This window comes from Aerococcus urinaehominis, from assembly GCF_001543245.1.
Classification (GTDB): domain Bacteria; phylum Bacillota; class Bacilli; order Lactobacillales; family Aerococcaceae; genus Aerococcus; species Aerococcus urinaehominis.
In genome coordinates this window covers 839,416-866,319 of sequence record NZ_CP014163.1, presented here as the reverse complement: position 1 = coordinate 866,319, position 26,904 = coordinate 839,416, and the positions used below count along the sequence as shown (strand labels likewise).

At 43.9% G+C, this 26,904-nt stretch carries 22 protein-coding genes, 2 rRNA genes and 1 other annotated feature; of the genes, 19 read left to right on the top strand and 5 right to left on the bottom strand.

Going from position 1 to position 26,904, the window contains the following annotated elements; genetic code table 11:
* Nucleotides 1-20 precede the first annotated feature (20 nt).
* A 23S ribosomal RNA gene (locus AWM75_RS03845) occupies nt 21-2,921 on the top strand.
* Nucleotides 2,922-2,992: 71 nt separating this feature from the next.
* Nucleotides 2,993-3,108: ribosomal RNA gene (rrf, locus tag AWM75_RS03840) — 5S ribosomal RNA — on the top strand.
* A 58-nt stretch (nt 3,109-3,166) separates the two neighbouring features.
* Here rrf and AWM75_RS08695 read toward each other — a convergent pair.
* Nucleotides 3,167-3,421, bottom strand: a complete 255-nt coding sequence (locus AWM75_RS08695; RefSeq protein ID WP_145862470.1) for a hypothetical protein — start codon at nt 3,419-3,421, stop codon at nt 3,167-3,169.
* Nucleotides 3,422-3,599: 178 nt separating this feature from the next.
* Nucleotides 3,600-3,989 (bottom strand): metallophosphoesterase, encoded by a 390-nt coding sequence (locus AWM75_RS03830; RefSeq protein ID WP_067978439.1) that lies wholly within the window; start codon nt 3,987-3,989, stop codon nt 3,600-3,602.
* Nucleotides 3,990-4,099: 110 nt separating this feature from the next.
* Between AWM75_RS03830 and AWM75_RS03825 the strand changes: the two genes are divergently transcribed.
* The 6 genes from AWM75_RS03825 to ypfJ all read left to right on the top strand — a co-directional run bounded on the left by AWM75_RS03825 (nt 4,100) and on the right by ypfJ (nt 9,198).
* Nucleotides 4,100-4,708, top strand: coding sequence for a hypothetical protein (locus tag AWM75_RS03825; protein WP_067978436.1), 609 nt, complete (start codon nt 4,100-4,102; stop codon nt 4,706-4,708).
* 98 nt (nt 4,709-4,806) lie between these two features.
* Nucleotides 4,807-5,340, top strand: coding sequence for a ribonuclease domain-containing protein (locus tag AWM75_RS03820; protein WP_067978433.1), 534 nt, complete (start codon nt 4,807-4,809; stop codon nt 5,338-5,340).
* A 1-nt stretch (nt 5,341) separates the two neighbouring features.
* Nucleotides 5,342-5,590 (top strand): barstar family protein, encoded by a 249-nt coding sequence (locus AWM75_RS03815; protein WP_067978432.1) that lies wholly within the window; start codon nt 5,342-5,344, stop codon nt 5,588-5,590.
* A 20-nt stretch (nt 5,591-5,610) separates the two neighbouring features.
* Nucleotides 5,611-6,459, top strand: a complete 849-nt coding sequence (locus AWM75_RS03810) for a hypothetical protein (RefSeq protein ID WP_067978429.1) — start codon at nt 5,611-5,613, stop codon at nt 6,457-6,459.
* A gap of 25 nt (nt 6,460-6,484) precedes the next feature.
* Nucleotides 6,485-8,188 (top strand): DUF975 family protein, encoded by a 1,704-nt coding sequence (locus tag AWM75_RS03805; protein WP_067978427.1) that lies wholly within the window; start codon nt 6,485-6,487, stop codon nt 8,186-8,188.
* Nucleotides 8,189-8,217: 29 nt separating this feature from the next.
* Complete coding sequence (ypfJ, locus tag AWM75_RS03800) at nt 8,218-9,198, top strand: KPN_02809 family neutral zinc metallopeptidase (RefSeq protein WP_067978424.1); 981 nt, start codon at nt 8,218-8,220, stop codon at nt 9,196-9,198.
* Between the two features lie 36 nt (nt 9,199-9,234).
* Here the strand turns inward: ypfJ and uvrC are convergent, their stop codons facing one another.
* Nucleotides 9,235-11,058, bottom strand: a complete 1,824-nt coding sequence (uvrC, locus tag AWM75_RS03795; RefSeq protein WP_067978420.1) for an excinuclease ABC subunit UvrC — start codon at nt 11,056-11,058, stop codon at nt 9,235-9,237.
* A gap of 155 nt (nt 11,059-11,213) precedes the next feature.
* Here uvrC and AWM75_RS03790 point away from each other — a divergent pair, with 155 nt between their 5' ends.
* The 5 genes from AWM75_RS03790 (at nt 11,214) to AWM75_RS03770 (ending at nt 17,236) form a co-directional block, all read left to right on the top strand.
* Nucleotides 11,214-12,386 (top strand): metallophosphoesterase, encoded by a 1,173-nt coding sequence (locus tag AWM75_RS03790; RefSeq protein WP_067978417.1) that lies wholly within the window; start codon nt 11,214-11,216, stop codon nt 12,384-12,386.
* 11 nt (nt 12,387-12,397) lie between these two features.
* Complete coding sequence (locus AWM75_RS03785; protein WP_067978413.1) at nt 12,398-13,696, top strand: DEAD/DEAH box helicase; 1,299 nt, start codon at nt 12,398-12,400, stop codon at nt 13,694-13,696.
* A gap of 67 nt (nt 13,697-13,763) precedes the next feature.
* Nucleotides 13,764-15,140 (top strand): bifunctional UDP-N-acetylglucosamine diphosphorylase/glucosamine-1-phosphate N-acetyltransferase GlmU, encoded by a 1,377-nt coding sequence (gene glmU, locus AWM75_RS03780; RefSeq protein WP_067978410.1) that lies wholly within the window; start codon nt 13,764-13,766, stop codon nt 15,138-15,140.
* Nucleotides 15,141-15,218: 78 nt separating this feature from the next.
* Complete coding sequence (locus tag AWM75_RS03775; RefSeq protein WP_067978407.1) at nt 15,219-16,223, top strand: ribose-phosphate diphosphokinase; 1,005 nt, start codon at nt 15,219-15,221, stop codon at nt 16,221-16,223.
* Between the two features lie 71 nt (nt 16,224-16,294).
* Entirely contained in the window at nt 16,295-17,236 is a 942-nt protein-coding gene (locus tag AWM75_RS03770; protein WP_074572519.1) for an AEC family transporter, read from the top strand.
* Nucleotides 17,237-17,280: 44 nt separating this feature from the next.
* Here the strand turns inward: AWM75_RS03770 and AWM75_RS03765 are convergent, their stop codons facing one another.
* Nucleotides 17,281-18,246 carry an L-lactate dehydrogenase gene (locus tag AWM75_RS03765; protein WP_067978401.1) on the bottom strand — a complete coding sequence of 322 codons (966 nt, stop codon included), beginning with the start codon at nt 18,244-18,246 and terminating at the stop codon, nt 17,281-17,283.
* 129 nt (nt 18,247-18,375) lie between these two features.
* Between AWM75_RS03765 and AWM75_RS03760 the strand changes: the two genes are divergently transcribed.
* Together AWM75_RS03760 and AWM75_RS03755 are read left to right on the top strand one after the other, a co-directional pair.
* Nucleotides 18,376-19,101 carry an NAD-dependent protein deacylase gene (locus AWM75_RS03760; RefSeq protein ID WP_067978398.1) on the top strand — a complete coding sequence of 242 codons (726 nt, stop codon included), beginning with the start codon at nt 18,376-18,378 and terminating at the stop codon, nt 19,099-19,101.
* Between the two features lie 49 nt (nt 19,102-19,150).
* Nucleotides 19,151-19,342, top strand: a binding site (T-box leader).
* Between the two features lie 47 nt (nt 19,343-19,389).
* On the top strand, nt 19,390-20,118 hold the full coding sequence (locus AWM75_RS03755) for an amino acid ABC transporter ATP-binding protein (protein ID WP_067978394.1): 729 nt from the start codon (nt 19,390-19,392) through the stop codon (nt 20,116-20,118).
* A gap of 9 nt (nt 20,119-20,127) precedes the next feature.
* Here AWM75_RS03755 and AWM75_RS03750 read toward each other — a convergent pair whose 3' ends face one another.
* Entirely contained in the window at nt 20,128-20,778 is a 651-nt protein-coding gene (locus AWM75_RS03750; protein WP_067978392.1) for a hypothetical protein, read from the bottom strand.
* 141 nt (nt 20,779-20,919) lie between these two features.
* On the opposite strand from AWM75_RS03750, the gene pth reads away from it, so the two are divergent.
* The 4 genes from pth to AWM75_RS03730 are packed head-to-tail and all read left to right on the top strand — an operon-like array spanning nt 20,920 to nt 26,903.
* Nucleotides 20,920-21,480 (top strand): aminoacyl-tRNA hydrolase, encoded by a 561-nt coding sequence (gene pth, locus AWM75_RS03745; protein ID WP_067978388.1) that lies wholly within the window; start codon nt 20,920-20,922, stop codon nt 21,478-21,480.
* Between the two features lie 17 nt (nt 21,481-21,497).
* On the top strand, nt 21,498-25,061 hold the full coding sequence (gene mfd / locus AWM75_RS03740) for a transcription-repair coupling factor (protein ID WP_067978383.1): 3,564 nt from the start codon (nt 21,498-21,500) through the stop codon (nt 25,059-25,061).
* The gene (locus tag AWM75_RS03735; RefSeq protein WP_067978380.1) at nt 25,045-26,649 is read left to right on the top strand and encodes a polysaccharide biosynthesis protein; all 1,605 of its coding nucleotides are present in this window, start codon (nt 25,045-25,047) and stop codon (nt 26,647-26,649) included. The genes mfd and AWM75_RS03735 overlap by 17 nt, the downstream gene beginning before the upstream one ends.
* Nucleotides 26,649-26,903, top strand: coding sequence for an RNA-binding S4 domain-containing protein (locus tag AWM75_RS03730; protein ID WP_067978378.1), 255 nt, complete (start codon nt 26,649-26,651; stop codon nt 26,901-26,903). The genes AWM75_RS03735 and AWM75_RS03730 overlap by 1 nt, the downstream gene beginning before the upstream one ends.
* Nucleotide 26,904 lies beyond the last annotated feature (1 nt).

The window sequence follows — 26,904 nt, the reverse complement described above, 5'->3', positions numbered from 1 at the left end:
AATCATACAACTTAACCGGTGGTTAAGTGAATAAGGGCGCACGGTGGATGCCTTGGCACTAGGAGCCGATGAAGGACGGGACGAACACCGATATGCTTCGGGGAGCTGTAAGTAAGCTTTGATCCGGAGATTTCCGAATGGGGGAACCCAGCTACTTTGATAGGTAGTTACAGTTTTATCAATACATAGTAAAACTGAGGTAGACGCAGGGAACTGAAACATCTTAGTACCTGTAGGAAGAGAAAGAAACATCGATTTCCCAAGTAGCGGCGAGCGAAACGGAAAGAGGCCAAACCAAGATGCTTGCATCTTGGGGTTGTAGGACTGCAATGTGGTATGACAAGACTTAGTCGAATAACCTGGAATGGTTAATCAAAGAAGGTGAAAATCCTGTAGACGAAAGGTTGCGTTGGCCTAGCAGTATCCTGAGTACGGCGGAACACGTGGAATTCCGTCGGAATCCGGGAGGACCATCTCCCAAGCCTAAATACTCCCTAGTGACCGATAGTGAACCAGTACCGTGAGGGAAAGGTGAAAAGCACCCCGGGAGGGGAGTGAAATAGTACCTGAAACCGTGCGCTTACAAGCAGTCAGAGCCCGTTAATGGGTGATGGCGTACTTTTTGTAGAACGGACCGGCGAGTTACGATAGCATGCAAGGTTAAGTGGAAGAAACGGAGCCATAGCGAAAGCGAGTCTGAATAGGGCGTTGAGTATGTTGTCGTAGACCCGAAACCAGGTGACCTACCCTTGTCCAGGTTGAAGGTGCGGTAAAACGCACTGGAGGACCGAACCCACGTCTGTTGAAAAAGGCGGGGATGAGGTGAGGGTAGCGGAGAAATTCCAATCGAACTTGGAGATAGCTGGTTCTCTCCGAAATAGCTTTAGGGCTAGCCTCGGATGATGACTATTGGAGGTAGAGCACTGTTTGATCTAGGGGCCCATCCAGGGTTACCGAAATCTGATAAACTCCGAATGCCAAATAGTTTAATCCGGGAGTCAGACTGCGAGTGATAAGATCCGTAGTCGAAAGGGAAACAGCCCAGACCACCAGCTAAGGTCCCAAAGTTTCAGTTAAGTGGAAAAGGATGTGGGGTTGCTTAGACAACTAGGATGTTGGCTTAGAAGCAGCCATCATTTAAAGAGTGCGTAATAGCTCACTAGTCGAGTGACCCTGCGCCGAAAATTTACCGGGGCTAAACTGAACACCGAAGCTGTGGATCCGTAAGGATGGTAGGAGAGCGTTCTATGGGCATTGAAGCGGTACCGTGAGGAGTCGTGGAGCGCATAGAAGTGAGAATGCCGGTATGAGTAGCGAAAGACGGGTGAGAATCCCGTCCACCGAATAACTAAGGTTTCCTGGGGAAGGCTCGTCCTCCCAGGGTTAGTCGGGACCTAAGCCGAGGCTGACAAGCGTAGGCGATGGCCAACAGGTTGACATTCCTGTACTTGTCTGATTTGTTTGAGCAATGGAAGGACACAGGAGGTTAAGTAGAGCGCGGAGATGGAAAAACGCGTCCAAGCAGTAAGTCTGACACAGAGTCAAATGCTTCGTGTTAAGGACAAGCTGTGATGGCGAGGGAAGTTAAGTACCGAAGCTACTGACATCACACTGTCGAGAAAAGTTTCTAGTTAGAATCAGACAACCCGTACCGCAAACCGACACAGGTAGTTGAGTAGAGTATACTAAGGTGAGCGAGCGAACTCTCGTTAAGGAACTCGGCAAAATGACCCCGTAACTTCGGGAGAAGGGGTGCTGACCGCAAGGTCAGCCGCAGTGAATAGGCCCAAGCGACTGTTTATCAAAAACACAGGTCTCTGCAAAATCGAAAGATGACGTATAGAGGCTGACGCCTGCCCGGTGCTGGAAGGTTAAGAGGACGTGTTAGCGTATGCGAAGCATTGAATTGAAGCCCCAGTAAACGGCGGCCGTAACTATAACGGTCCTAAGGTAGCGAAATTCCTTGTCAGGTAAGTTCTGACCCGCACGAAAGGCGTAACGATTTGGGCACTGTCTCAACGAGAGACTCGGTGAAATTGTAGTACCAGTGAAGATGCTGGTTACCCGCGACAGGACGGAAAGACCCCATGGAGCTTTACTGCAGGTTGATATTGAGTGTTTGTGTGACATGTACAGGATAGGTAGGAGCCGTAGAAACCGGGACGCTAGTTTCGGTGGAGGCACTGGTGGGATACTACCCTTGTGATATGACCACTCTAACCCACGGCCGTGATCCGGTCGGGAGACAGTGTCAGTCGGGCAGTTTGACTGGGGCGGTCGCCTCCTAAAATGTAACGGAGGCGCCCAAAGGTTCCCTCAGAATGGTTGGAAATCATTCGCAGAGTGCAAAGGCAGAAGGGAGCTTGACTGCGAGACCTACAAGTCGAGCAGGGACGAAAGTCGGGCTTAGTGATCCGGTGGTTCCGCATGGAAGGGCCATCGCTCAACGGATAAAAGCTACCCTGGGGATAACAGGCTTATCTCCCCCAAGAGTTCACATCGACGGGGAGGTTTGGCACCTCGATGTCGGCTCATCGCATCCTGGGGCTGAAGTCGGTCCCAAGGGTTGGGCTGTTCGCCCATTAAAGCGGTACGCGAGCTGGGTTCAGAACGTCGTGAGACAGTTCGGTCCCTATCCGTCGTGGGCGTTGGAAATTTGAGAGGAGCTGTCCTTAGTACGAGAGGACCGGGATGGACACACCGCTGGTGTACCAGTTGTTCCACCAGGAGCAGAGCTGGGTAGCTATGTGTGGACGGGATAAGCGCTGAAAGCATCTAAGCGCGAAGCCCCCCTCAAGATGAGATTTCCCATATCTATAAGATAGTAAGACCCCTGAGAGAAGATCAGGTAGATAGGCTAGAAGTGGAAGTGCAGTGATGTATGGAGCGGACTAGTACTAATCGGTCGAGGACTTATCCAAAGTGTTAGTTGTATGAGGGTTTAGCTTACAGATTCAGTTTTGAGCGAACAAAGCTCATAAAGATAAAATTGTGCGGTGATGATGGCAAGAAGGTCACACCTGTTCCCATCCCGAACACAGAAGTTAAGCTTCTTAGCGCCGAATGTAGTTGGGGGTTGCCCCCTGTGAGACTAGGACGTCGCCGTGCAATTGTAAAAACCAGATCTCAACAGATCTGGTTTTTTTGCTATATTTATGATATTTACTTATATTGATATGATATACAAAGCTTTAAGGAGTTCTGTGGTTAAATCTTTTTGCCTCCATTCTTTGGTATAGCCAAGCGAATTGACGACGAGTTTTCGCTTATTTTTATTTTTTTGATGACGAAAATGGACATGCCCCATGACGCTATGAGTCACTTCAAAATCGCGATAGATTGGATCAAAATCATTAGTAGCAATGTAGGCATTAAAATAGTCAAAGGCGGGATGAGGCATGGGTACGATATAGTCTGGCACAGTAACTATGTGACTAGCTAATATAACTTTGTCATCTGGTAAATAATTATCATTTAATGTTTGATAACTATGTTTGGCAAACGATTTTGAAATATCAGCATCACTAGTTCCCCAATCAATAAATCGTCTGTCTTGCCAGGTAGAGAGTTTGTAGTTTCCTTTATTGATTTGACCAGGATTAAAATTTTTGTCGATTGTAGTAATGGTGGTTATACCAACCAGGACTAGCTAAGAGTAAATAATTTTCTTTTAGGCGAATGACCTGATTAACCAAGCATAATTGGTGGCTTTGAAAGTATTCATGAATTAGAAGAGTAGCCTTTTTAGCTGGCTGTCTTTGCCAGTAATCATGGTTACCAGGTACTAAATAAACCTGGCTGCTTACTGCTTTATTAAGATTTTCGATAAAGTTTAGGCTAATCTGGTAATTGTTGGACACATCACCATTGATAACTAGAATGTTAATTTCTTTTTCGCTACAAATATAATTAAGACTATCAATGAAATCTTGACTTTGATAATTTTTATGACGGTCAATGTGGAGGTCAGCAATAAAAGCAATCTTCACAACTAAACGCGCTCCTTTCTGAACAAGCTAAAATGTAAGCGGTTGAATAATCTTTGTTTGTCTTTTATAATAAATTTAAGGAAGTAAGCAAAGTGAAAGAAGGGATTCTTATGATTATTGAAAAACGTATTTTACCAGTCATTTTAACTAGTGTCCTGCTTCTTGCTTGTAGCCATCAGCCAGTGGATAAAGCTGATCAAAAAGCTGCGGATAATCAGACAACAACAAAGATTAGTGCTCAAGCTAGCAAAAAGACGGACAAGAAGAAACAGAGCCAGGCTGTAAGCCAAGGACATGCCACAGCTAATGGGCAGGCAGCTTACACCCACAGCCTATACCAATATCAGCCAGTAGAGTCTTCTGGCATCTCATCTCCTAGTTCCAAATTTTCAAGCGAACTTGAAGTGGTAGCTGATTCAGTCAAAGAGGAGACTAATGTTGATCCTGAAGAAAATCAAATGACAGAAAAGCAAGAAGCCGCTGATTTAGGTGAAACTGTTGAGGCAGCTGAGATAGTAGAAGACCAAGAGCTAACTGATCGGCAAATTATTGAAGAAAGGCTAGCTTTACCGGAGGGTAGTTTAGACCAATATAGTGATCAAGAAATTGACCAATCTCGCCAAGCTGCAGAGCAGCTAGGTGGTGATCCTGGCGTTTCTTATCAAATTTTACAAGGGCAAGGTCCCTCAGCTCAAGCAGTAGGAGAGCAAATCGAATAGTTTAAAACCCGATAAGCTAAAACTTATCGGGTTTTATGTCTATATCAATGACACTTGGGGGGTTAATTAGTTATAATAAAGGTGATAAGGAGAGAAGTATGAATAGAAAAACAATCACCAATATTATTTCAACCCTACTGCTAACTGGTTTAGTTTGGCTAGGTATGTCCTCAGGATTTTTTGATTATGTTAGTAGTTTGGGTCAGCCCAATCCAATTGATGGGCAGACTAGTCAAGAAAGACCCAGTAAGACAAGCGAACAAACGACTACTTCTCAAACGGAGAATCAGGTTAACTATAATCAAGCCTATTTAAGTAAGGATGAGGTGGCTGCCTATTTAGACCAATATGATGAATTGCCACCCAATTACCTGACTAAGCAAGAAGCTCAAGACCTCGGTTGGCGACCAGAGTTGGGCAACTTATGGGAGGTGACCGACCATGGCGCAATCGGTGGGGATCATTTTGGAAATTTCGAAGCTAAGTTACCTGAAAATGAATATCGGGAAGCTGATGTTAATTATACTGGTGGGAGTCGTAATAGTGAGCGATTAGTTTATTCCAAAGATGGCGATATTTACTATACTCCTGACCATTATGATAGCTTTGATTTGCTGTATGAGGGGGACTAATATGTTTCAAATATCATCAAATTTATTACTAGATCGAGCAGAAGCTCAAGAAACAATTGCAAATTTTTTTCCAGTTCCTAGCTACTATGGCAAAAATCTGGATGCGATGTATGATTATTTTACTAGCCTTGGGAAAGATTGTTATCTAACAATTATTGAAAAGGAAACATCAGCTGACTACCAAGCAGTGCGTCATGTCTTGGAAGAAGCGGCTCAGACCAATCCGAATTTTCATTTAACCATCCGCTAGTAGCTGAAAGGAGGTTGATTATGGGTTACCAATTATCTGTTCTTGAGTTGGCTTCGCCTTATCGACCGACCACGTTAAAGTACGATCGCAGGCTCCTGCAGGCTGTAATCACATTAATAGACCGATGTTTTGCTCCTAGTTTACTCAGTTATGGGCAGCCAGTAGATAGTGAACACTTACGTTGGCGGTTTATCTTTCGGCACTCAGGGGCAGCTTTTCTAGCTTATCGTCTAGCCAGTCAAGCCTTGCATCCTTTGCCGGTTAAAGGCGGCTTAGCCTATGGTTTGCTTGAATTTAATCCAGACCAAGAAAAATTTACTGGCCCCACCCTTGAAAGGGCTCAAGCAGCCTTAAATGCCAGTAAATCATTTCCTGATCAAAGTTTACTTTATGATGGTGGCTACCAGGAAGATTTACTAGTTAATGTACAGCTAGCTAACTGGCGCCAGTTAAAATCTAGTATATCAGCAGCAGGTTACTTTATAAGTCAGATGTTAGAGTGGCAATCACCGCTTTATTTGTCGGATTGCCAAGTCGATGTGGCTAGCCTAGATTTCAGTGGTCTTTTACAAGAAATACAAATCATTCAAGCCCATATAAACACTGATTCAGAACTTAGTCATTATAGTAAAGCTGATTTGAGTCAACTCAAACCAGCCCAAGCACTTGATTTATTGGCTTGTTTCCAAAAATCACGTTATCATTGGCAAGATATCTTACCTAAGGGTTATGCCAGTCCAATTGCTAAAGCTGTTGGTACGAGTCGGCAGAATATTGACTACCATTTTAAAAATAGTCAGTTGGCTAATGAGCGTAGTTTGGCAGCTAATATTTGCCTAAGTCTGACCCGTGAAGAGGGCTATTTATAGTTAAAATCGTATGAGGAGGAATATAATGCGCACACATAATAAACGCCCGCTCTCTGCAGTTAGGAGAGAGGCTAAAGAGATTCTAAAAGGAAATGGTTGGACGATAGTTGGGATTATCTTTGTTCTAGCAATTATTTCAGGTATTTTTGCCGGTGTTACGCAAACCGGAGTTGTATGGGCAACTGACAATAGTAACCTGCTAGTCACCTTTGGCTTGGCTTTAGTGAGTATCCTGGTTGCGGTAGTTTTCTTTTTAATTAATCAGTACGGCTATCGTTGGGCTTATCTAAATATGGTTGATAGTGGCCTCTATCAAATGGAAGTTTTATTTTCTGCTTTGAAAAAAAGGCCAGTGCGCTCGCTCTTAATTAGCCTTTTATTGCAAATTATTCGCTTTATTTTGGCCATTCCTTACCTAATTATATTATTTATTGCCGCTTTATTGTTTACGTCAGGTAGACTAGACCTAGATCCTAGCCAACTGCAATCCTATATGCAGACTAGTCAAGTGATTTTGCAAACCAACCTGTGGCAAGTTGCTTTGATGGCAGTGATTGCTTTAGTTTGGACAGTAATTGCCCTAGCTTATTTGTATAATTATGCTTTAGTAACCTATTTAGCTTATGATAATCAGGAATTAGGTGTTGCTAAGATTTTTTCTGCTTCTCATTTTCTGATGAAGGGTAATCGATTAAGATTATTTAGCCTACAAATTGTTTATGGCTTACTAGCTGTCTTGGCCCTAGGCTTTGGCTTCTTATTGGTTAGCTTGGCTTGGTTGTTCTTAAGTCCACTCTTAGCTGTCTTGACCAGCCTGGTAATTTACCTCCTATTTTGGGCTGTAAGCTTACGTCTATCGCTCTTATATGAAACAGCCTTTGCCGTTTTTTATCGTGATTTAGTTGATACTAATCTCCCTGAATTACATAGCGATTATCCAGGCTTCCCAAGTCCAAGCCCAGTTTCTAATGACCCTAACTATCACTACCATGATGAAAATCGCCCTAGTTTTAGTGCCGACTCTGTTGCGGTAGATGCGCAGTTATCCCGTGCAGCTGATCGCATGGCTAGTGATTTAGGAGAAGATGCTTTAGTAGGTGGTGCAGCAGCTGTCTTTACCGCAGCGACAACTAAAACTGACCAGCTAGCAGATGAACAAATTAGTGCAGCGGATGATATTGTTGTTGACCTTGATTCAGATTTAGATTTCAATCAGGACCAGGTTGTCTACAGTGAAAGCTATGGCTTAGAAGCAGATACTATTAAGTTAACAGCAGCTGACCAAACGGATGCAGCGGTTGACCATCTGGGCCTAGATATTGAGTCTGGCATAGATGCGCCCTTAGCCGCATCTAGTGGTGACCAACGGCAAACTGACCAAGCGGAAGAATTTTTAAATCAGCCAGAGCTAAATAATTCGTCAGCTGAACCTGGTCAAGTAGATGAGCAATCAGTTGCGGATGACTTCTCAGTTATCCCTAATGATGATGAAAAACTTGAAGAAGTTGAAGCAGAAGTTAGATCAGAAGCTGAATCGGTGGAGAAAAAACCATACGAAATGGGGGGCTATAACCTGCCTGGCAAAACAGATTTTGGTCATGTAAAGAATGAAAAAGATTTCTTACTGTCAGTTGAAGCCAGTGAAAATGATCGGTTACTGGGTCCGTCTGATTTTATGACTGATGAAGAAATAGAAGCAGCCTTTAGCGAGGAAAGTGACCAACACTAACCATAAGCATAATACAGGAGGTCAATAATATGAGATGGCAAGATAGACAGCGTAGCCGTAATGTCAAGGACTTAAGGGGGTCTAATCCTTTTGGTAATGGCTACCGTGGCACAGCTAACCAGAGAAGGATGCGCATCCCTGTTCCAGTACCAGGGACCTCACGTAATCGACGTGTTAAGCGCGGGGGATTTTCTCTAGGTTCAATTTTGATTATGCTGGTAATATTTTTCCTCTTTGGTGGCGGTAGTTTACTAGGACAAATAACCAATTCAGGGACTAGCCAAAGTCCTACTAGTGGGCAACAAGCACCCAACCAGAGTCAGGTCCAATTACCGGCTACGCGACCTAGTCAGTCTAGCCAAGAAGATGAGCTGTATGATTTTGTGAGTGTTATACTCTACGATACTGAACAAGTTTGGCAACGTATTTTTTCAGCCAACGGTCGGACCTATCAAGAGCCAGAATTAGTAGTTTTTAGTGACGCGGTTAACTCCGGCTGTGGTTATGCCAATGCCCAGGTAGGCCCTTTCTATTGCCCAGCTGACCAAACAGTCTATATTGACTTAGATTTTTATAATGATCTAGTTAATAAATATGGTGGCGGCGGTGATTTTGCCATGGCTTATGTGATTGCCCATGAGGTAGGTCACCATGTCCAACAGCAATTGGGAGTTACTGATCAGGTGCGCCAGCTACAGTCGCGTATGAATCAAACCCAGGCTAACCAAATGACGGTACGGATGGAATTACAGGCGGATTATTTAGCCGGAGTCTGGGCCCATTCTGCTGAACAAGACGGTTGGTTAGAAGCAGGGGATATCGAAGAAGGCCTAAACGCCGCCTATCATATCGGTGATGATGTGCTCCAGGAAAAAGCTTATGGCCGAGTAATGCCAGATTCTTTTACCCATGGTACGGCTGAGCAAAGACAAAAGTGGTTCCTGAAGGGTTATCAAACTGGTGATCTTAGCGGCTGGGACACTTTTAGTCAAGATTATGAGGATTTATAATAAAAAAGCGAAAGTGATGCTTCACTTTCGCTTTTTTTATTGGGATTGGTTTTCTGTTGTGTTTTGATAAGGACTATCCTTTTGTCCCTCCCAAGCAGTCTGATGGATGGCCTCAGCCACCTTATGGGGGATACCTAAATCACTGATATCGGTAATTGTGGCGGACCGAATAGCCTTGAGTGTTTTAAAATGGCGCATCAATTTGGTCCTAGTTTTAGGACCAACACCCGGGATGCGATCTAAGCGGGAGACAAAAGAATTCTTGCTTCTTACCTGGCGGTGGAAGGTAATGGCATAGCGGTGCACTTCTTCTTGCACGCGCTGGATTAGATGGAAGGCCTGAGAACTAGGGTCTAAACGAATTTCTGTTAGCGGATCACCGTAAAGTAGGTTGGCTGTTTTATGACGGTCATCTTTGACCATACCAGCGATAGGAATGTCTAAGTTGAGTTCATCAATTAAGACTTCTTGGGCCGCATGGATTTGAATGGCGCCACCATCCATTAAAATTAAATCAGGCATAGATTGGCCCTCTTTAAGCAGTCGGCTATAGCGGCGACGGATGACTTCCTGGGTGGTGGCAAATTCATTAGCGCCCTCCACTGTTTTAATACGGAACTTACGGTAAAGTTTTTTATTCGGCTTACCATCTTCATAAACTACCATAGCTGAAACAGGGTTGGTTCCTTGGATATTGGAGTGGTCAAAAGACTCGATGCGCCGGATGTAAGGCAAGTCTAAGGCTTGACTGAGTTCTTCAACTGCCCCCTTGGTTTTGCGCTCATTCATCTCTAATAAACGGAATTTTTCTTCATGGGCGATACGGGCATTTTTACTTGCTAAATCGAGCATCTTCCGTTTGTCACCTCGGATAGGTGTTGAAACCTTAGTAGCGAGCGCATCAGAAAGCATATCATTATCTAATCCTTTGGGCACTAAGATTTCTTTAGGGAGGGTGTGGTTTTTTTGTTGGTAAAATTGGACGATATAGGACATCAGTTCTTCGCTAATATCATTGTAGATGGGGAAGAGGGCTGAGTCTCTTTTAATAATCGAGAATTGTCTAAGCATGAAAACTTGAATAGAGATCCAACCATGGTCCATATAGTAGGCAAAAACATCCCGATTATTGTAGTGCTTGCTCATCACATTTTGGGGTTCAACTGTCTGTTCGATATAAGAAATTTGATTACGATATTCAGCAGCACGCTCGTAAGCCATTTGATCAGAAGCCTCTTGCATTTTGTTTTGGAGGTCTGCCTTGATGGTTTGGACATCACCGTTTAGAAAACGAGTAATTTTTTTTATTTGTGCCTGGTATTCAGCTGGAGAAACTTCGTGGTCACAACAGCCAATGCACTGGCCTAAATGGTAGTAGAAGCAGGCCCGCTTTTCATTACGACTACACTTACGGAGAGGGTAGGTTTTTTGCAGTAGATCACGGGTACCAGTGGCAGCATAGACATTTGGATAAGGGCCAAAGTAAAGGCCACCATCCTCTTCAACTACGGAAGTGATTGTCAGCTCGGGGTCTTTTTCATTGGTGATTTTTAGATAGGGATACATGGTCCCATGCTTTAAGCGGATATTGTAGAAGGGCTGATATTTCTGAATCAAATTGATTTCAAGAATGAGACTTTCCTTATCGGTTTGGGTCACAATGAAATCAAAATCAGCAATTTCAGCGACTAGTTGGGCTGTTTTGCCGGTGTGGCTACCCTTAAAATAGGACCGCACCCGATTTCGTAGGTTTTTGGCTTTACCTATGTAGATAATATTACCGTTTTTATCCTTATGGAGGTAACAACCAGGATCAGTAGGAAGAATTTTTAATTTGTTTTCGATTAACTGGTTGGCCATAAGCCAGCTCCTTTCTAAATTTATAACCTTTTAATTATAGCATATAAAGTAAACCATAAGGCTTGTCGTGTTTAGGGAAAGGGACTTAAGTCACGTATATAAGCCATGGTATGGTAGAATAGAGGGGAATATAACAATTTAAGGAGGAGTTTAATATGGCAAAGCAGTTTAAAAAGTTAGCCTTTAAGGGGGCAGTTCTAGCGGCGGGTCTAGCCTATCTCTACCAACAGAATTTTAAAATAAAAACAAGTCATTATTTTGTAGAAAACCCTCACTTTACGGGTGGATTAGATGGTTTGCGGATAGCCCAGTTATCTGATTTACACTTTCCAAAGCAACGGGTTGCTAGCCAAGAAATTATTGACCAAGTAGCCCAGGCCCGGCCAGATTTAATTTTTATGACTGGTGATATTATCCAGGGAGACCAAGTTTTTGATGAAAAAGAACTCTTTAATTTTGCTAAAGCTTTAGTTGATTTGGCGCCAGTTTTTGCGGTTTATGGTAATCATGAGGCAGGCTCTGCTCTTGCTCGTCGGATGGAGTCAGTCTTATCAGCAGCAGGGGTAACCTTCCTCAATGATCAAGCTGTAAGCTTAGAATTTGCTGGGGACCCAATTACTATTATGGGCTTGTTAGAGAAGCCAAACCGCCGCTTTTTACAAGGTGATGCCCTGCGTTACATCCAGCTTAGCCCTGAACAAATTGGCCAGCCTAAATTGTTATTGGCCCATCATCCCGAAGCCTTCTTACGCTATCACGAAGATATGGCCAAATCTCCGGACCTCGTTTTTACTGGGCATGCACATGGTGGCCAAATTCGTTTACCTGGTTTGGGCGGGCTATTTGCCCCTGGCCAAGGTGAGTTTCCTAAGTATACAGCTGGGCTCTTTCATATTCCTGGCCAACCACAAAAGCAGATAGTGGTTTCCAGAGGAATTGGCGCTTCAGCCTTCCCGGTTAGAATCAATAACCAGCCAGAGCTAGTGGTGGTTGACTTGACGCCAGCTAAACATGCCTTAAGCCAACATTTACAAGATCAAATTGACCAGGCCAGCCAAGCGGCCGGGGCTTGGTCACCGTCTCAAGTTCATGATTACTTTGACCGTACAGCCAGCCAAACTTTACAGGCTCGAGCAGATTTAAACCAAAATAGTCTAGGCCAGTCGCCAGCTACCCAATCGGTAGCTGAGGATTTTTTAGCCGAAGATCCCTACCGAGTAAAACCCTCACTAGCTGGCTACCGTTTAGATAGCAAGACGCAAGATCCTGTAACGGATACAGTAGCTGACCAATATATAACGATAAAAGAAGAAAAAATTATTAGATAAGAGGAAATAACTTGCAATATTTACCCCCTAACCTCCAATCCGTTTGGCAAGCCAATGGTTTCTCAGATGCTACGGATGTTCAAAAGGCCTTATATCCTGCGATTACAGCGGGTCAGGATATTTTAGCTAGCTCACCAACTGGCTCCGGAAAAACTTTGGCCTATCTCTTACCCCTACTAGCAAAAACTGAAAAGAGTGACCTAGCTCAGGTCCTTATCGTGGCTCCAAGTAAAGAGTTAGTGAGCCAAATTGCTGATACTTGTCAGGCTTGGCAGGTAAATCAGGAAATTACTAGCCAACGTATTTTAGGCGGTGCTAATATTCAGCGACAAATTGACCGCTTGAAGAAAAAGCCTGAGATAATTATTGCTAGCCTGGGGCGTCTATTGGAACTAATTAACCGCAAGAAAATAAAGTTGCACGATTTAAAAGCTGTAGTTCTGGATGAATTTGATGTTCTGTGTGATGAAGAACACCAAGCTGACACCTTGTCGCTTTTAAAAAAGGTTCCAGGTCAGACGCAACTTATTGGTGTGCAAGCAACCAAACAGGCTAGTAGCCAGGAGCTTATGACTAGTCTGCGCCCTAACTATCAAAGTTTTGATTTTGCTAGTCTCGGCACGGCCTTTGCCAATCAACGTTTGGATGCCTATATTGAAGTCCCTGTGCGTAAACGCTCTGATTTACTGCGACGCCTAGCTCATTTAACAGATATGTCAGCTTTGGTATTTGTGGCTACCTTAGCTGAGTCTCAGCTAGTTAGCCAACGTTTAGACCACCATCAGATTAGTCATGCCCTGCTAACTGGAGATATGTCAGACCGTCAGCGTCAGCAGGCTATTAGTCAATTCCGCCAGGGGCGGTTAACTTACTTGCTAACAACTGATCTGGCGGCTCGGGGCTTAGATTTTCCTAAGTTGCCATATGTTATCCAATATGATCCTGCCCAAGACCAGGCCCAATATGTTCACCGGGCTGGACGCACGGGCCGGGCGGGCCAGCCAGGCACAGTCCTTTCGTTAGTCAATGAACGTAGTTTGCGACAGTTGAAGCAAATCTTACCTGACGACATCAAGCTTGTTCAGCGTTTTGTTCAGGGTGGGCAGTTGGTAGATAATATCACTTCGTCTGTTGTAGCTAGTGACGCTTCTAGGGAGCGGCCAGGGAAAAAATTAGGCCAATCTAGTAAGGCTCGTAAAAAGCAGCCCCACTTAAGGCCCACTGATCAGAACAAAACTAAAGGACGCAAAAAGAATCGTCACCGTCAACAAAAAAATAAGGGACGGCGGCAAGCGCATAAAAAACAATGATATTAGTTTGCTCTTTTGTTAGAATAAAAGGGAGTATTAAATCTTATAACTTTAGGGAGTGAAAACCATGGGAAAAAGCTATGCCATTATTCTAGCTGCTGGTAAGGGGACACGGATGAAGTCAAAACTATACAAGGTCCTCCACCCAGTTGCTGGCAAGCCAATGGTAGACCATGTCTTAGCTGCGGTTTCAGCAGCTGGTTTTGATGAAATCATTACAATTGTCGGCCACGGTGCTGACCAGGTTAAGGCAGCTTTAGGCGACCGGTCAGCTTATTGCTTGCAGGCTGAGCAACTAGGGACTGGTCATGCGGTCTTACAGGCTGAGGAACTTTTAGGTGATAAGGAGGGCACAACGTTGGTAATCAGTGGTGATACCCCATTGTTTACTAGCCAGACCCTTAAAGACTTAGTCGATCTGCACCAAAAAGAGGGCGCTAAGGCAACTTTGCTGACTGCCCATGCAGATAATCCTTTTGGTTATGGACGCGTGATTCGCTCTAGTGATGGATCGGTTCTTAAAGTGGTTGAACAAAAAGATGCCAATGAAGCAGAGCAAGCTGTTCAGGAAGTTAACACAGCTACTTATGTATTTGACAACCAGGCTCTTTTCCAAGCCCTAGGTCAAGTAGGTAATGACAATGCCCAGGGTGAATACTATCTGCCTGATGTAATTGGTATCTTGCAAGACCAGGGAGACAAAGTAGCTGCCTATCAGATGCCTGATTTAGCAGAAGCGATGGGGGTAAATGATCGGGTAGCCTTAGCGGAGGCTAACCAGGTTTACTACCGCCGAAATAATGACTTCCACATGCGTAACGGGGTAACTATTGTAGATCCAGCGTCTGTATTTATTGAAGCAGGTGTTGAGATTGGTGCTGATACAGTGATTGAGCCTAATGTCCAACTGAGAGGTAAGACCATCATTGGTGAAGATTGCCATATTGATAGTCGAACAATCATTACGGATTCTACGATTGGTAATCGGGTTGAGATTTCGTCGTCCGATATTGAATCTGCTAAGGTAGCTGATGATGTTACCATTGGCCCTAACGCCCACCTCCGTCCCGGTGCTGATCTGAGAGCAGGGGTCCATATCGGCAATTATGTTGAGGTCAAGAATGCGATTATTGGTGAAGGCTCTAAGGCTGGTCACCTGACTTATATTGGTGATGCGGAGATTGGCAAACATGTTAATGTTGCTTGTGGTGTGATCTTTGCTAACTACGATGGGGTCAACAAGCATAAGTCTTATGTTGGTGATGATGTCTTTATTGGTTCTGATGTGACGATTATTTCTCCTGTTAAGGTTGGTGACCGGGCCTTTATCGCTGCCGGTTCTACTATTTCTAAGGATATTCCGGAAGATGCTATGGGTATTGCTCGGCAACGTCAAGAAAATAAAGAAAATTATCGAAAAAAATTGCCTATTTCTAAAAAGTAATGCTTTTTTTTGTCAATTGCTGATATGATAGTGGTGTTGTAACATATGAAAGATTCAAATTAGGGGGACTAAAAAATTATGTCTGGACAACATAACGATGAAGCTTCTTTCAAGCTGTTTGCTTTAAACTCGAACCGGCCCTTGGCCCAAAAGATTGCTGACTTTATTGGGGTTGAGCTAGGTCAGCTAGATGTCACACAATTTAGTGACGGCGAGATTAAAATCAATATCGAAGAATCTATCCGTGGTGACGATGTTTATATCATCCAATCCACTTCTTATCCTGTTTCGGATAATCTACTGGAATTGCTTATTATGATTGATGCCTGTCGTCGGGCTTCAGCCAATTCGATTAATGTGGTTATTCCTTACTTTGGTTATGCCCGCCAAGACCGTAAGGCTAAGCCGAGAGAACCAATCACTTCTAAATTGGTTGCTAACATGCTAGAAATGGCCGGTGCATCCCGTGTGTTAACCCTTGATTTACATGCGGCTCAAATCCAAGGCTTCTTTGATATCCCGGTTGACCACTTAATGGGGGCGCCATTACTGGCTAACTATTTCTTAGAGACCAAGAAATTAGATCCTGAAGAAATTGTCGTTGTTTCCCCTGACCATGGTGGGGTGACCCGGGCTCGTAAGTTGGCAGAATTCCTGAAAGCACCAATTGCCATTATCGATAAGCGCCGTCCGAAAGCTAACGTAGCTGAAGTTATGAATATTATCGGTGATATCGAAGGTCGGCATGCCATTATTATCGATGATATGATTGATACAGCTGGTACCATTACCCTAGCTGCTCAAGCTTTAGCTGATGCTGGTGCTAAGTCTGTGGTGGCTTGCTGTACACACCCAGTCCTGTCTGGTCCAGCCATTGACCGTTTGGATGACTCTGTGTTATCTGAAGTGGTGGTAACCGATTCTATCGAGTTAGCAGATGAAAAACGAATTGATAAAATTAAGCAAATTACTGTGGCAGAACTAATTGCTGAAGCGATTATCCGTATTTATGAAAATCGTTCAGTGAGTCCTCTCTTTAAAGATAAATTTAAAGGATTACAACAATCACTCGATTTAGATTAAGATAATCCATACTTGGGGCGCCAGTAGACTTATAGTCTGGCGTCCTTTTATGTTTGAAAGGAGTCTTATTGGTGACTAATTTTTTAATTGGTTTTAATGCGGTCATGCCCATGGTGCTATACATGGTCTTGGGTCAATTTTTCTCGCGATCAAAGCTGGTGAGCCAGGAGGCCTTTAGCCAATTTAATCGCGCCCTTTTCGGTATTCTTTTACCAATCAATTTATTCGCTAATGTTTATAATACTAATATTGCCGAAGACTTTGATCCTGATACGCTCATCTATGTGCTTTTGTATGCAGTAGGTATCTTTATTGTGTCAGCTATTATCGTACCATTATTGGAAAAAGACAATCGTAAGCGAGGTGTTATTGTTCAAGGTGCGATTCGGTCGAATGCTATTTTATTTGGCCTCCCCTTAGGCATCTCTCTATTAGGTGAAGACAATATGGGGATGGTATCGATAGTTTTAGCAACCATTGTCCCCTTAAATAACATTTTATCGGTGGTCGCCTTGTCTATTTACTCAGATGCTAAACTATCTTTAAAACAGATTGGTAAGAATATTATAACCAATCCCATGGTCATCTTTACCTTAGCGGGCATTTTGGTTCAAATTTTAAATATCCAGTTTCCGATTTTTATGGAGACCGCAATGAATAATTTATCGCGTATGGTATCTCCCCTTGCCTTACTAGTTATGGGGGGCACCTTCAATTTTTCTAAACTCAAGGAAGCTGGCTGGCCACTTATAGGAACGGTAGCTACTAAGCTGGTGATTAATCCGGCAATTGCATTCTTGATCGGGGGCTATGTGCTCGGCTTTCGTGGTGCATCGATTGTAGCTATTTTAATTGCCACAGCGGGTCCAACAGCAGTGTCTTCCTTTGCTCAAGCGGAAGCAGCTGGTGGGGATGGCGATCTGGCTAATCAAATTGTTGTCTTTACCACTGTCTTGTCTATGTTTACCCTAGTCGCTTGGATTTTCTTATTAAAAACATGGGGCTATTTTTAAGCCAAAATAAAAAGCCTGTCCTTTTTAGGACAGACTTTTTTAATTTAAGCATCTTCTTCTAATTTCTCGCGCGCTGCTTGGATGGTTTCTTTTAGCACCTGGGCTGACGATTGCATTTTTTGTAATTCTTGGTCGTTGAGGTTGATTTCAACTACTTCACGAACTCCTTCGCTACCAACAACCGCTGGCGCTGAGATGAAGACATCATCTAAACCAAAATGACCATCCATTAGGATAGAGACTGGCAACACAGCATTTTCATCATTAAGAATGGCCCGGCAGATACGTGCTAGAGCCGCGGCAACGCCGTAGTAGGTTGCTCCTTTTAAGTCAATGATTTCGTAGGCCTTATCGCGGACTTTGTAGAAACGTTCAACCAGCTCTTGTTGGTCAATATGTTTGTGGCGACGCACCCATTGGTAAATATCCATACCACCAACATTTGCTTGGGACCAAACCGGGAATTCAGTATCTCCGTGTTCACCAAGGATATAGCCGTGAACATTACGAGAGTCAATATCTAAGATTTGCGCAATTTCTTGACGGAAACGGGCTGAGTCTAAGGCAGTCCCTGAGCCGATAATTTTTTCAGGTGGGAAGCCAGAGAATTTCCAAGTCCAGTATGATAAGACATCGACTGGATTAGTGGCAATTAGGAAGATACCCTGGAAGCCAGATGCAACAACTTGTTCAATCATGCCCTTGAAGATACGCGTATTCTTATGCACGAGGTCCAATCTAGTTTCACCCGGTTTTTGGGCTGCGCCCGCGGTAATTACAACAATGTCAGCTGAACCACAATCAGCATAATCAGCATGGAAAATACGTTTAGGAGCGGCATATGCACCAGCATCGATTAAGTCAAGTACATCACCGTCAACCCGGTCACCATTAAGGTCGATAATGCCGAGTTCACGGCCAACACCAGTTAGAACTGAAGCAAAAGCAAAACTTGAACCGACTGCACCATCGCCAATTAAAATAATTCTTTGTTTGCGTTTTTTAGACATAGAAATCTCTCTTTCTTCCTGGATTTATTCATACATGCTTATTATAGCACAAGTCAGATACTAGTTAGAGAGATAAGACAAAAAAACTATATCTTTATGTTATGATAAGCCCAAAAGGAGTGGGCAGTCATGGACAAGATTAAGTGTTTCAGCCAATATATTGATCAAGCTGATCAGATAGTATTCTTTACCGGCGCTGGTATGTCAACAGCTTCTGGTATTCCGGACTTTCGTTCGGCCGGTGGTTTATTTATGGAGCAGTTGGGGGGGAGCTACCGACCTGAAGAAATCGTTTCTCATGATTTTTTTAGCCGCTATCCTCAGGCCTATTTTACCTATCATTTTGACAAGCTTGTTTATCCGGAGGCCCAGCCTAATCTGGGCCATCGTTTTATTGCTGATTTAGAAGACCAGGGTAAACAAATTAGTGTAGTGACTCAGAATATTGATGGGCTTCACCAACAAGCGGGGTCACATCATGTTTTTGAGCTCCATGGTACAGTTTTAGATAATTACTGCTTAACTTGCGGTCGCCACTACCGACTTGACCAGTTAGAAAAAGACCAAGAGGGCGTGCCCCGTTGCCCGAGTGATGGTGGTATTGTTCGCCCGAATATTGTACTCTACCAGGAAAACTTACCCGAACAGACAGTTAAGGGGGCGGTGGCCGCAATTAGCCAGGCTGACCTTTTAGTTGTGCTCGGGACATCTCTACAGGTTTACCCAGCAGCCGGCTTTTTGAACTATTTTCAAGGGGATCATTTGGTCGTGGTTAACAAGTCGCCTTTATCTTTAGACCGGCCGGGCCTGTTGGTCTTTGAAGACAGCATCGAAAATGTATTTAGCCAGCTTTAAAATAGGCTTGCATTTTTATAAAAAAACGATTATGATAAAGTGAATAAAACTAATATCTTAGATTAAGAGAGTAGTCTAGCAATATTTTCAAGCGAGATAGGATTAGGTGCAAGCCTATCAAATAGCGTTAGATGAACCGCACTTATGAGATGGAAGTTATTCCCGCCAACGAGCGTTAACGATATGAGGGAACTGGCCCAGCCAGTTAACTAGAGTGGTACCGCGATTATACGTCTCTTTGTTCAATAGAACAGAGAGGCGTTTTTTATTTTGAAAGGAATGATAATGATGGCAGCGATTGAAGTAGTAGACCTAAAGAAAAGTTTTGGCGATAATGAAGTATTGAAGAAAATTGACTTGCAAGTGCAACCGGGAGAGGTGCTATGTATTATTGGCCCATCTGGATCAGGCAAATCGACCTTACTTCGGTGCCTTAACCGGTTAGAGGAGATTGATTCAGGTTCAGTAGTTGTTAACGGGAATGAGTTAACTGATAAAAATGTGGATATCAATAAAGCACGGGAAAATGTCGGCATGGTTTTCCAACATTTTAATCTCTTTCCACATCTAACAGTGCTGGAAAATATAACACTAGCGCCGGTGGAGTTAAATAAGCAAGATAAAGCGACTGCTGAACAAACCGCTAAATCTCTTTTAGATCGGGTAGGTTTGGCTGATAAAGCGGATGTTTACCCTAATTCCTTATCAGGTGGCCAAAAACAGCGGGTGGCTATTGCGCGTGCGCTAGCTATGAACCCTGATATTCTGCTTTTTGATGAACCAACCTCAGCCCTAGACCCAGAAATGGTCGGCGATGTTTTGGCTGTTATGCAACAGCTAGCTAACGATGGCATGACCATGGTGGTAGTCACTCATGAGATGGGATTTGCTCGAGAGGTTGCTGATCGGGTAATCTTTATGGATGGTGGCTATATTGTCGAGGAAGGAGACCCTGAGCAAATTTTTAGCCAGCCCCAACATGAGCGGACTAAATCTTTCTTAGAAAAAGTACTATAGTTTCCTAGCCTAGAGATAGGCGGCCAGTTGGTGACTTAGAAAATCTGCGCGGTCTGTCTCTCCTTTGCGATTGGCGAGATCGACCAGGCTAGGTGCGATATCAGTTAAAATTTTGACCCGCAAGTCAGCGTCTTGTTGGCGTTGAGCTCTAAGATAGCGTTGGTAGAGCCCTTGAAACTTGGCCTCTAAATAGATTGGGTCTTGGAAATTTTCAATAAAAAATTTGAGAAGGCTAGGATACAGATCCTGGTCTTCTTTTATTTGTGCTAACCGATGGTAGGCCCAATTAAAAATGGGCCGTTCAATTTGTGAATGCGCTAAGCGTCCTTGGCTTAGTTTTACTAACTGGTCAAAAAGGACTTGCTCTTGATGACTGTCGAGCAAGGGGAGGTCTTTAAAGGCCTGAACTAGGGCTAAGCCACTTTGGGTCCGGTCGTTCTCACTGGCTAGGTTGGTCCGTAGATAAGTTAGTAATTGACTAATACTTGCCTGCTGGTTACTGATATCTAATATGAGTTGATGAACTTGGTCGGCGGGCTGGTTCTGACTTGGCTGGCTATTTTCTAGGGCTGCTAAGATTTTGGCTTTAGTTTGTGGGTCAGCTTGTTTAATTTGGGATAAGAGTTGGTCTAGTTGGTCGGCTTGATTTTTGTCAAACATGTGATACTCCAATCTTTGAATTCAGTCAACCAGGGCAATCGGTTGAGTTAGCGGTAAATTTAAACTATAATAGCATAAAATAAAGCAACTGTACGGGTGAGCCTGTGCAGGTTTTTTTGCTTTTAAAAAAGGAGATCACAAATGAAAATTATTGTCGGCCTGGGTAATCCAGGGGATAAGTATCAAAAAACACGACACAATATTGGCTTTATTACCCTGGATGAGTGGGCCTATCAAAATCATGAGCGTTTTAACCAAAATAAGATGCGGGGCCATTTTTTTGAGACCCATGTCAATGGTGAAAAAGTAATATTCCTCAAACCTCAGACCTTTATGAATCTTTCAGGTGAATGTGTGGCAGATTTTATGAACTATTACAAGTTATCTGTTGATGATCTCCTGGTTATCTATGACGATTTAGATTTACCCGTTGGCCAAGTTCGCTTACGTAAAAAAGGATCAGCAGGTGGCCATAACGGCATGAAAAATATTATTCATCATCTGGCTACTGACCAAATAAAAAGAATCAAAATAGGTATAGGTCGCCCAAGGGATTTCCAAACCGTAGTATCTTATGTCTTAGGCGCCTTTCCTGACCAAGACCACACCGAAATGTTGGCCAGTGTGCGCCAATCTTGCCAAGCTGTTGATGCTTGGCTGGGCGGTCAAAGTTTTGAAAATGTGATGAACCAGTATAATTAAGAAGAGAAGGATGAGTCATGCACGTTAGCGACCTATTTTTAAAAGAGACTAAGAGCCGAGACTTGGCGCTTGATTTACAAGACAAACAAGCGGTTCTTTATCTGGGCCTTCAGGGAGCTGCCAAGGCCTATCTCGATCAGCTGATCTATCAACATAATCCAGACCAACACTTGATAATTGTCGTTGCCCACAACCACCAAGCGGATGTATTAGCGGATGACTTGCGTCTGTTTTTACCTGACCAGTCTATCCGTGTTTTTCAAGTTGGGGAAAGTGTGGCGGCAGATCAAGCGATTGCTAGTCCGGAAGCCCTTAGTGAGCGTTTGCAAGTCCTACAAAACTTGGCTTCAGGACAGCCAGGGATTACCATAGTGCCAGTACTAGGCCTTAAAAAACTATTAACCCCTTACCAGCGTTGGCAAGAGCTCTGTCAGACAATCAGCCTGGGCCAAGAATTGACGCCGGACCAGCTTAAACAAGATCTAATCAAACTGGGTTATGACCAGGCCGAGATTGTCATGAAACCAGGAGAAATGAGTGCGCGTGGCGATATTGTTGACTTTTATCCTCTAAATGAGCCCCAGCCTATCCGCTTGTCATTGGCCTTCGATGAGGTGGAGCGCTTATCTTACTTTGATCCTAATAGTCAAAAATCTAATCGGGACCTAGACCATGTTGACTTGATTCCGGTAAAAGACTTTCTCTATCAGCCAGCCGATCTCCAAGCAGCAAGTAGCTCCTTATTAGATCAAGGTAAGGACTTGGTTGCTGGTATGAAAGATCCTGAACTTAGGGACCAAGTAGCCGCCTTTTTCCAGGCTGAGGTCCAGGCTTGGCAGCAGGGAGAGGCAACACCACAGACTAATTACTACCACCAATATATTTATGACCAGCCTGGCAATCTCTTGGACTATATTGACCAGGCAATCCTGATATTAGATGATTATCCGCGTTTAGTTGAAGAGGCTGCTAAGCTAGACCAACAGGCTGCCCAGCTGGTTGAAGCTAAGCTCAGAGAGGGGCAAATTCTGCCCCAGCAAATTTTATATGCAAATTTTCTAGATCAAATACGGGCGTGTAAAAAAGCCAAGATTTATATGTCTTTATGGCAACAGGGCCTGGGACAGATTAAATTTGACCATCTCCACCAATTTCAAACCCGGCCAGTTAGTCAGTTCTATGACCAAATGGATATGCTTAAAATTGAAATTGAGGCTTGGCTAAGAACGGGACGGACCATCTGTGTTTATTTACCTGATAGTAAAAAGGTTAGTGACTTAGAGGACCTCTTAGCGGCAATTGATGTGAAGGCCTATGCTAGTGATGGCAATAATATTATTACTAACCAGGTAAACCTTCTAGTTGGCGACTTGTCGGCTGGGATTGAGTTTGTTAATGAGAAGTTAGTATTTTTAGCTGAATCAGATATCTTTGCCGTCAAGAAGAAAAAAAGACGGCCGCGCCAATTGCAAATTTCGAATGCCGAACGGATCCAGTCCTACCAGCAATTAGAGCCTGGTGATTATGTGGTCCATGTCAATCATGGGATTGGCCAATTTGTCGGCATCGAAACCATAGAGGTGGCTGGCGTTCATCGTGACTATATGACCATTGTTTTCGCTGATAGTGCTGCTATCCATGTGCCGATTGACCAGATCGACCAGGTACAAAAGTATGTTTCAAGTGAAGGTAAGACCCCTAAGCTCAACAAAATGGGCGGCACAGAGTGGGCCAAGACCAAGCAAAAGGTTTCCAGCAAGGTTGAGGATATCGCCGATGAATTAATTGAACTCTATGCCAGCCGGGAAGCTGAACAAGGCTATGCCTTTAGCCCAGATACCCCAGAGCAAGCTGACTTTGAACAAGCCTTCCCTTATACGGAAACTGATGACCAGTTACGTTCTATTAGTGAAATTAAGGCTGATATGGAAGCAAGCAAGCCCATGGATCGACTCTTAGTCGGGGATGTTGGTTTTGGTAAGACTGAAGTCGCTATGCGGGCCATTTTTAAAGCAGTTATGGATGGCAAGCAAGCTGCCTTCCTGGTGCCGACGACCATTTTGGCCCAACAACACTTTGAAAGCTTAACAGAGCGCTTTCAAGATTATCCTTTTAAAATCGAACTATTAAGTCGTTTCCGCAGTAAAAAAGAGCAGGATCAAACCGTTGAAGACCTTGCCAAGGGCAAGGTCGATATTGTGGTCGGCACCCACCGTCTCTTGTCTAAAGATGTAGCCTTTCTTGACCTGGGCCTTTTAGTTGTGGATGAGGAGCAACGTTTTGGTGTTAAGGATAAGGAACGACTCAAGGCCTTAAAAGAGAAGGTGGATGTGTTGACATTGACGGCAACACCAATTCCACGCACCTTGAATATGTCCATGCTAGGAGTGCGTGACTTGTCAGTCATAGAAACCCCACCAGCCAACCGCTATCCAGTGCAAACTTATGTCATTGAGCAAAATGCCGGGGTGGTTAAGGATAGTATTGAGCGCGAGATTAGTCGGGACGGACAGGTATTTTACCTCTTTAATAATGTGGCTCAAATTGAAGAAAAGGCAGGCGAAATTAAGGCCCTGGTTCCTGATGCAGAGGTGGGGATCGCCCACGGACAAATGACGCCTATCCAACTAGAAAATATCATGCTGGACTTTATTGATGGGGTTTATGATGTATTGGTAACTACAACTATCATCGAGACTGGGGTGGATATCCCTAATGCCAATACGCTTATTGTCGAAAATGCTAACCATATGGGCCTATCGACTCTCTACCAGTTACGTGGTCGGGTGGGCCGGTCTAACCGGATTGCTTACGCCTATTTTATGTACAAACCAGACCGGATGCTCAGCGAGATATCTGAAAAACGTTTGCAAGCCTTGCGTGACTTTACGGAGTTAGGTTCTGGCTTTAAGATTGCTATGCGCGACTTGTCAATCAGAGGAGCGGGCAATCTACTTGGTAAGCAACAGCATGGCTTTATGAATGCCATCGGTTTTGACCTTTATTCGCAAATGCTGCGCGAGGCAGTCCAACGCAAGCGGGGCATCTTACCGGCTGTCAAAAGAGAGCCGGTTGAGATTGACCTGGCGATTGATGCCTATATCCCTTCATCGTATATTCGGGATGAGCGACAAAAGGTAGAAATGTATAAGCGGGTTAACCAGTTTACAACTAGCGATGACCGTTGGGAATTGGATGATGAGATGCTGGATCGTTTTGGTGAGCCGCCTAGCCAGGTTCAATACCTCTTGCAAGTTGGAGGTCTCAAGGCCGATAGTGACAAGATTGGTATTAGCAGTATTAAACGGAAAAATAAGGAAATTAGTCTGACTTTTTATCCCGATTTAATCCAGAAGGAGTTGACACCTGCTATCTTTGAGGCCATGCAGGACATCCCCATGCGCATGCAAATCAAAGTGGATAAGGGCCGTTTGCTGGTCATGTTGAATATAGATAAATTGACCATTGAATCTTGGTTAGATTATCTGTTGCAGTTTACCGATCGTCTGGCTCAATTAGCTAATCGCTTTAATCCTAGTCAAAGCCAGGAGGAGGCGGCTAGTCATGAAGCAGACCAGTAAGTATAGTCTTAGCCGGGGGGTGGTCTGGCTAACCCTAGCTGCCTTAATTGCAAAGATATTGAGTGCTGTCTACCGGGTTCCCTTACAAAATTTGTTGGGTAATCAGGGTTTCTATATCTACCAACAGGTTTACCCCTTTTATGGTTTAGCGACTAGTCTGGCCCTTTCAGGCCTACCTAATTTTGTTGCCAAGCAGCTAGCCTTACAACAAGATGATTGGCAGCTAAAAAAAGCTAGCCAGCGGCTTCTGGTTCTAGCTTTAATCCTTTGCTTAGTCATTTTTTCGGTACTTTTTTGGGGAGCAGGCCCCCTAGCAGTCATTATGGGTGATCCATATCTGGATGTTGCAATCCAATCGAGCGCTTTAATCTATCTGTTAGTGCCTTGGCTATTGATGGGGCGCGGCTGGTTTCAAAGCCAGCAAATGATGGCGCCAACTGCTCTTTCCCAAGTGCTCGAGCAGTTAGTCAGAGTAACAGTAATTTTGTTAATTGCCTGGTGGTTTAGCCAAGAACCAGGAGGAGATATTTACCAGCTTGGTGCTAAATTAATGACTTCTGGCTGGTTAGCTGCCTTGGTTGCTGCTATCTTTTTAGGGGGCTGCTTTATCTACTATTACTGTGGCCGCTTTACTATAGTCGATAGGCGGCTAACTGGGCTACCTTATCAACTCTCCTGGACCTATTTAAGTCAGGTTTTTGCTGGCGAAGGGCTGGTGACTTGTTTGTTTACAGCCCTGCTGATTTTATTGCAAATGATTGATGCCTTTACCCTGGTTGATCTCTTGCAGGATAAAGGGATGTCTTTAGCAATAGCTCAGGATATTAAGGGGGCTTATGACCGGGGACAACCCTTGGTTCAGTTGGGTATGGTTTTTAGCCTAGCCTTGTCAGCCAATTATCTGCCCTATCTGGCCCAGCTACGTAATCGTAGGCAGCGGGCTGGCTTTAGGAAAGCCAGTCACCAGTATTTCCGCTTGACACTCCTGGTGGCTAGTCTAGTTACAACCGGCCTAATGAGCGTCCTGCCTTTGTTAAATCAAGTGCTTTTTGCTTCACGCCAGGCTAGCCATGTGCTGACCGTTTATTTAGCTATGGTCCTACTAGCTTCTATGAGCTTAGTGGTCCATAATATTTTACAGGCCGATAATAAGTGGTACTACTCAGGTTTGGCCCTTTTGGCTGGTTTAGTTATTAAATATATAGCTAACCAAATTTTAATAGTAGCCTGGGCGACAATGGGGGCGGCTATTGCTAGCCTATTAGCCCTGGTTACTGTCCTAGTTGTTTTATTAGTTTGTCTAGAGCGGAGCATCTTGGTCCAGCTAACCAAGTCAGGCTTACTGCTTAGACTTTCTCCCTTATTAGTCACTATGTTTGCTAGTATTAGGACAATGGTTGGATTATATGACTATTTTTGGGGGCCAGACCGGCTAGGTGATGGTATCGCCTTGTTAGTAATGGTTGTTTGGGGGCTAGTTTTAACCTGGGTTTACCTTAGAAGGGTTGATTTAATTAGTGCTAACGAATGGCAATACCTACCCCAGGGAGAATGGTTGTATGAGAAGTTTATTAAAAGGAGAAAATAATGCGTTTAGATAAATTTTTAAAAGTGTCTCGGTTAATTAAACGACGCTCTGTTGCTAAAGAAGTTGCTGATAGTGGCCGGATAAAAGTTAATGACCGGCCAGCTAAATCAGCTACCAAAGTGGCCACAGGGGATCAAATTGAAATTGAATATGGCCAAAAAATTGTTACCGTTAAGATAAACGAAATCAAGGAAACTACCCGTAAGGATGAGGCTGAGGATATGTTCACAATTATTTCAGAAAAGTCAAAATAGT